Here is a 7,061-nt window from a genome sequence, read left to right as displayed (position 1 = left end):
TGCCTACTGCCCGCATTGACTCAAAAATCGGTGATTATTTTAGATAATGCACGATTTCACCGTATGGGTGTCTTACGGGAAATGGCGGAAAAATGGGGACATAAGGTATTACCTCTTGCACCTTATTCACCTGAGCTCAACCCGATTGAGAAGGTGTGGGCGAATATTAAGCGGTATCTGCGAACCGTATTGTCTGATTACGCCCGATTTGACGATGCATTACTGTCCTATTTTGATTTTAATTGACTATATCTTTACCGGTAGTAGGCTTGGTTGCATTGTCTTTACCGGAGTTATCTTTACCGGTAGTGGGTTTGGTTGAGTTGTCCTTACCGGCGTTGTCTTTACCGGTATTGGGTTTATTTGTATTTTCCTTATTGGAATTACCTTTGTTGGTATTATTACTAATATCATTAGGTGCCACAGATGGACTTGTCGGTGAACCCGGTTCTCCATTCGAGCTAGCACATGCAGCTAAAACTGCTGCACAAATACCTGTTAATACAAAATGAGTAATAGGTGATTTCTTCTGAGTAAACATAAATATAATCCTCATTAACTGAAAGTAACTTTACTTAAAACAACTAGATTATTTGCTAATTAAAAAACCAAATATAAACAACACTTACACCATCGTAATATTATAAACAAATACAAACAGCTTTACTTAATTAATATTTGTTAATTTTTGAAAATTTACTCTTTCTGGGTAATTTATGATTATCATCTTCCTAACCATCTCTTGAGTTAATAATATTTCAAGCCTTTTTTAATATTAAATTTAATATTCATCTAAGACACAAATTTTAAATTGCCATAAAAAAGGTCGTCTGAAAATCAGTTTTCAGACGACCTTGTGTTTTATCGGAATGAAACGGGCAACTTACTGGATGCTGCTGCCGATGCGGCTGTAATCGCCGAAATTCATCCACACGAAGAAGGCTTTTCCGACGATAAGTTTGTCGTCTACAAAACCCCAGTAGCGGGAGTCGGCGCTGTTGTCGCGATTGTCGCCCATGGCGAAGTAGCGGCCTTCTGGCACTTTGCAGCTAAAGCCACTGCCGTCTTCGGCGTATTGGCAGTGTTCCAAACCGCTTTGCTCTATGGAATAACCGTTTTCAGGCATGATTTTCATGCGGTAGTTGTCGAGCGAGGGAATGAAAACGGAGGGTTGTCCGGGCTCTTTCAGGATGTTGAAGGTTTTGCCGTTGAGGGTCGTCTGAAAAAGTTCGGGGTTGTGGATTACGGACGGTTCGGTATCATCAGGGTAGGAGTAGGTGCCGTTCGGTTGGTCGGGGGCAACTTGTCCGTTGACGGTCAGGACTTTGTCGCGGTATTCGACGGTATCGCCCGGCAGTCCGACGATGCGCTTGATGTAGTTCATTTCAGGCTGGACGGGGTAGTTGAACACGACGACGTCGCCGCGCTCGATTTGTCCGGTCGGAATCAGGACGTTGTTGATAATCGGGGTTCTGATGCCGTAGGCGAATTTGTTCACAAGGATGAAGTCGCCTTTAACCAAGCCCGGGCGCATGGAGCTGGACGGGATTTGAAATGGTTCGGCGATAAAGGTGCGCAGGATGAAGACGACGAGGATGATTGGGAAAAAGCCGCTCATATAGTCGGTAAAGTGGGCTTTGTCCTGGTGCGACGGAACTTTTTTCAGACGACCCTTGTGAATGGCCCAAACGATGCCGGTGAATACGACAAATATCAGCAATACGGCGGTAAAACTCATGTAAAAAGACAGGATGCCGAAAACGCCGATCATGCACAAAAGATACGCCCATTGCAGGCCGGAGCTCCATTCTCCGTTTTCCTGACGTTCTTTGCTGCTTATGAAATAGAGGAAAATGCCGATAACGATGGCGGCAATCGCGCCGTAGATTAAATTTGTGCTCATTATTTGTCGCTCACTTGCAGAATCGCCAAGAACGCGCTTTGCGGAATTTCCACGTTGCCCACTTGTTTCATGCGGCGTTTGCCTGCTTTTTGTTTTTCGAGAAGTTTTTTCTTACGGGTAATATCGCCGCCGTAACATTTCGCCAAGACGTTTTTACGCAGGGCTTTGACGTTTTCGCGGGCGATAATCTGGCTGCCGATGGCGGCTTGGACCGCGATGTCGAACATTTGGCGCGGAATCAGCTCGCGCATTTTCGCGGCCAGTTCGCGGCCTCGGTGAACGGCGCTTTGACGGTGCACAATCAGGCTCAAGGCATCGACTTTTTCGCCGTTGACCATGATGTCGAGCTTAATCAAATCAGACGGTTGGAACTCTTTGAAATGGTAGTCCAGCGAGGCATAGCCGCGCGAAGTGGATTTGAGTTTGTCGAAAAAATCCATTACAACTTCGTTCATGGGCAAATCGTAAGTCAGCATGACTTGACGACCCATGTACTGCATATTGACCTGCACGCCGCGCTTTTGGTTACACAAAGTCATGACGTTGCCGACGTATTCCTGTGGCACGAGGATGGTCGCGGTAATAATCGGCTCGAGAATGGTTTCGATGCTGCCGATGTCGGGCAGTTTGGACGGATTTTCGACTTCGATTTTTTCGCCGCTTTTCAACACGACTTCGTAAACCACCGTCGGCGCGGTGGTAATCAAATCCATGTCGAACTCGCGCTCCAAGCGTTCCTGCACGATTTCCAAGTGCAGCAGACCCAAGAAACCGCAGCGGAAGCCGAATCCCAATGCTTGAGAAACTTCAGGCTCGAATTTCAATGAAGCATCGTTAAGTTGCAATTTTTCCAAAGCATCACGCAAGGCTTCGTAGTCGTGGCTTTCCACGGGGTAGAGACCTGCAAATACTTGGCTTTGCACCTCTTGGAAACCAGGCAGCGGCTCAGAGGCGGGGTTGGCAACCAAAGTAACCGTGTCGCCGACTTTTGCCTGTCCCAATTCTTTCACACCGGTAATCAAAAAGCCCACTTCGCCGGCTTTGAGTTCTTGTTTTTGAACCGATTTAGGTGTGAATACGCCCAGCTGCTCAACCTGCGTTTCCGCCTTGGTGCTCATAAAGCGCACTTTGTCTTTCAGCTTGATGGTGCCGTTTTTCACACGGATCAACATGACCACGCCGACGTAGTTATCAAACCACGAATCGACGATAACGGCTTGCAGCGGCGCGTTTTCGTCGCCGGTCGGCGCGGGGATTTTGGCAACGATTTCTTCCAAAACGTCTTCCACGCCGATGCCGCTTTTGGCTGAACATTGCACCGCGCCGACGGCATCGATGCCGATGATGTCTTCGATTTCCTGTTCCACGCGTTCGGGGTCGGCGGCGGGCAGGTCGATTTTGTTCAAAACAGGCACGACTTCCACGCCCAAATCAATCGCGGTATAGCAGTTCGCCACGGTTTGCGCTTCCACGCCTTGAGACGCGTCAACAACCAAAAGCGCGCCTTCACAGGCGGACAAGGAGCGGGAGACTTCGTAAGAGAAGTCGACGTGTCCCGGCGTGTCAATCAGGTTGAGTTGATACACCTGCCCGTCACGTGCTTTGTAGTTGAGCGCGGCGGTTTGCGCTTTGATGGTGATGCCGCGCTCTTTTTCGATGTCCATGGAATCGAGCACCTGCGTACTCATTTCGCGTAAATCCAAGCCGCCGCAGCATTGGATGAAGCGGTCGGCAAGCGTCGATTTGCCGTGGTCGATGTGGGCAATGATGGAGAAGTTTCGGATATTTTTCATATTGTTATTTTGAAAGATAAGCAGTGATTCTGAAAAGGTCGTCTGAAAATCAAATAGACCGTTCAGACGACCTTCAGGCAAAGTGAAATAGCCTGACATTCTAGCGGAAATTTACTGTTTCCGCATGATTTTATGCGTGTTTTACAGCGACGCGACAATCTTTTCCACCATTTTCGCCGAGCTTGCCGCCGCCGTTTTCAAAAACTCTTCAAAGCTGATGTCCGCTTTTTCGTCCGCCGAATCGGACATCGCGCGGATCACGACGAAAGGAGTGTTCCACTGGTGGCAGGCTTGCGCAATCGCTGCTGCTTCCATTTCCACCGCTTTGACTTCGGGGAAATGGCTGCGGATTTCCGCCACGCCTTCGCTGCTGTGGACAAAGCGGTCGCCGCTGACAATCAAGCCTTGCGCTACCGCCGCGCCTTCAAACACTTCCGCCGCCTGTTTTGCCTTGCCGACCAAGAGGTCGTCTGAAACGAATACGGCAGGCAGTTGCGGCACTTGTCCCCAAACATAGCCGAACGCCGTTACATCGACGTCGTGATGCGCGATTTCCGTGCCGACCACTATGTCGCCGACTTTCAAACCCTTGCCCAAACCGCCCGCGCTGCCGGTATTGATGACGCAGTCCGGCGCGAATTGATGGATGACCCAAGCCGTTGAAACCGCAGCGTTGACCTTGCCGATGCCGCTCAATACCAACACCATGCGTTTGCCCGCCATTTCGCCTTCGTAGGCGGTAAATTTACCGAAAGACACGCTTTTGACATCATCCATTGCTTCGCGCAAAAGCTCGATTTCCTGCTCCATCGCGCCGATGACCGCTACTGTTTGTACAGACATTTTTTACCTTTCCATGAAATTGTGGGCGGTATTATAACAGCAGCGGCGGCATTCCATACCCGTATTGAATCTGCCATATTGCCCGCCTGTCCTATTATTCGATACGGTAATCCTGCCATTTTTATGTATCATGATTTATTTGATATAATCCATTTTAATAAAATAACCACCGAAATTATCAAATATCATGATGACCAATCCTCCCAGCGCAAAAGACGAATTGTTCACTTGGCTGCGCCATATGAACAAATACAAAGGCTCCGACCTCTTTATTACGACCAATTTCCCGCCTGCGATGAAAGTGGACGGCAAAATCACGCCGATTACCGACGAGCCGCTGACCTCCGAAAAATGTATGGAAATCGCTTTTTCGATTATGTCCACCAAACAAATTGAAGAGTTTTCCTCCACCAACGAATGCAACTTCGCCATCAGTCTGCCCGACACCAGCCGCTTCCGTGTCAATGCCATGGTGCAGCGTGGTGCAACGGCGTTGGTGTTCCGCTCCATTACCAGTAAAATCCCTAATTTCGACAGCCTTAATCTGCCGCCCGTCTTGAAAGACGTGGTGATGAAAAAACGCGGCCTCGTGATTTTTGTCGGCGGTACCGGCTCGGGCAAATCGACCTCGCTCGCTGCGATGGTTGACCACCGCAACGAAAATTGCCAAGACCACATCATCACCATCGAAGACCCGATTGAGTTCGTCCATCAACACAAAAAAAGCATCATTACCCAGCGCGAAGTCGGCGTGGATACCGAAAACTGGTTTGCCGCGCTGAAAAACACCCTGCGTCAGGCGCCGGACGTCATCCTCATCGGCGAGATTCGCGACCGCGAAACCATGGACTATGCCTTGGCGTTCGCCGAAACAGGCCACCTCTGTCTCGCCACACTGCACGCCAACAACTCCAACCAGGCGCTCGACCGCATCATCAACTTCTTCCCCGAAGAGCGCCGCACCCAGCTTTTGACCGATTTGTCGCTCAACCTGCAAGCCTTCATCTCGCAACGCCTGATTCCCCGCGAAGGCGGCAAGGGGCGCGTAGCCGCAGTGGAAATCCTGCTCAATTCGCCGATTATTTCCGAAATGATTCAAAAAGGCGAAATCCACGGCATCAAAGAAATGATGAAAAAATCTACCGCCATGGGTATGCAAACCTTCGACCAAGCGCTCTACGAGCTGTACGAACGCGGCGACATCAGCTTCCAAGATGCCATTAAAAACGCCGACTCCGCCCACGACCTGCGTTTGGACATCCAACTGCGCAGCCGCCGCGCCCAAAACGCCGGCCCGGACTTGGAACTGATTTAAAAGTTGTCGGAAATGAGCAAAGGTCGTCTGAAAATCACTTTTCAGACGACCTTTTTGGTCTGTGCCGATTAGGCATACCAATAACGTTCAAGTCATTTCTGTTAAACTGTTTTGTAAATATAGTGGATTAAATTTAAATCAGGACAAGGCGACGAAGCCGCAGACAGTACAGAGATAGTCCGGCAAGGCAACGCCGTCCTGGTTTAAAGTTAATCCACTATACCATACGGCTCCATGGTTTAGCCGCACTCAAATCACTACCTACAAAAGAAATCCTATGAAAATTACACCCGTCCAAGCCCTAAACGACAACTACATTTGGATGATTCAAGACGGCAACCACGCCGCCTGCGTCGATCCGTCCGATGCCACGCCCGTTTTGATATTCCTCGTCCGCAACCGCCTGATGCTGGCGCAAACGTGGGTTACCCATCTGCATCACGACCACATTGGCGGAGTTCAATCCCTCAAAAACGGCTTTATGGAATCGCCCGTGTACGGTGAGACGGATATCGATGTGGCAACGCATACGGTGACGGCAGGTACGCAGTTTCCTTTCGGCGACGGGCTGGTTACCGTGTGGGCGACGCCCGGCCATACCGACCGCCACGTCAGCTATCTTTTGGAAAACGCCGAAGGTCTGCACGTTTTCTGCGGCGATACCTTATTCTCCGCCGGCTGCGGCAGGGTGTTTACGGGAACGATAGAGGAGTTGTACGACAGTTTCCAAAGGTTCAATCAGCTGCCCGAAGAAACGCTGTTTTATCCTGCGCATGAATACACCGCCGCCAATCTGCGTTTCGCCGAATTTATCGAACCGGAGAATCCCGATATTCAAGCGGCTTTAGGCGCGACGGAACATACGCCGACCCTGCCCGTAACCCTTGCGCATGAGCGCAAAATCAATCCGTTTTTGCGGGTCGATTTGTCCCATGTCCGCGAACGGGTTGAGGAATTGACTGGGAAGCGATTGAACAGCGGTTTGGAAGTGTTCGCCGCGCTGCGGGAATTGAAAAACCGGTTTTGATTTTGAGTAAAAGCAGGCTTCCTGCGAAAAGTATTTTCGCACCAAGAGCTTCGTCTGGACGATTCGTTCAAATGTCCAATATTTAGGGATTTTTATCTTAGGTTAGTCGGATTGATGCTTGTCCATTAATAAGATAATTAATTGGGCGGGCGCATCGGATATTTAAAAAATGCGTCTTTA

The 7,061-nt window shown here is 49.6% G+C and carries 6 protein-coding genes and 1 pseudogene; 3 read left to right on the top strand and 4 right to left on the bottom strand.

The annotated features are described in order from the left end of the window. Positions 1 to 246: pseudogene (locus tag HMPREF1028_RS04400) on the top strand (IS630 family transposase); the annotation flags it as partial. On the opposite strand, the gene HMPREF1028_RS15135 reads toward HMPREF1028_RS04400, so the two are convergent. The 4 genes from HMPREF1028_RS15135 to HMPREF1028_RS04380 form a co-directional block, all read right to left on the bottom strand. Next, positions 239 to 541 (bottom strand): hypothetical protein, encoded by a 303-nt coding sequence (locus HMPREF1028_RS15135; RefSeq protein WP_009311601.1) that lies wholly within the window; start codon positions 539 to 541, stop codon positions 239 to 241. The pseudogene HMPREF1028_RS04400 and the gene HMPREF1028_RS15135 overlap by 8 nt on opposite strands. 342 nt (positions 542 to 883) lie before the next feature. After that, entirely contained in the window at positions 884 to 1,903 is a 1,020-nt protein-coding gene (gene lepB / locus HMPREF1028_RS04390) for a signal peptidase I (RefSeq protein ID WP_009311600.1), read from the bottom strand. Next, positions 1,903 to 3,696 carry a translation elongation factor 4 gene (gene lepA, locus HMPREF1028_RS04385; protein ID WP_036529164.1) on the bottom strand — a complete coding sequence of 598 codons (1,794 nt, stop codon included), beginning with the start codon at positions 3,694 to 3,696 and terminating at the stop codon, positions 1,903 to 1,905. Before lepA ends, lepB begins: the two co-directional genes overlap by 1 nt. 141 nt (positions 3,697 to 3,837) lie before the next feature. Beyond that, entirely contained in the window at positions 3,838 to 4,539 is a 702-nt protein-coding gene (locus HMPREF1028_RS04380; RefSeq protein ID WP_009311598.1) for a 5'-methylthioadenosine/adenosylhomocysteine nucleosidase, read from the bottom strand. A gap of 187 nt (positions 4,540 to 4,726) precedes the next feature. Between HMPREF1028_RS04380 and HMPREF1028_RS04375 the strand changes: the two genes are divergently transcribed. Together HMPREF1028_RS04375 and gloB are read left to right on the top strand one after the other, a co-directional pair. Next, on the top strand, positions 4,727 to 5,854 hold the full coding sequence (locus tag HMPREF1028_RS04375; RefSeq protein WP_003742946.1) for a PilT/PilU family type 4a pilus ATPase: 1,128 nt from the start codon (positions 4,727 to 4,729) through the stop codon (positions 5,852 to 5,854). Positions 5,855 to 6,131: 277 nt separating this feature from the next. Next, a complete protein-coding gene (gloB, locus tag HMPREF1028_RS04370; protein WP_009311597.1) occupies positions 6,132 to 6,881 on the top strand; it encodes a hydroxyacylglutathione hydrolase in 750 nt (249 codons plus the stop codon). The last annotated feature ends 180 nt before the right edge of the window (positions 6,882 to 7,061 follow it).

It is taken from the genome of Neisseria sp. GT4A_CT1, from assembly GCF_000227275.1.
Classification (GTDB): Bacteria; Pseudomonadota; Gammaproteobacteria; order Burkholderiales; family Neisseriaceae; genus Neisseria.
The sequence above is the reverse complement of the archived record's forward strand: the minus strand, read 5'-3'. Positions and strand labels throughout refer to the sequence as shown.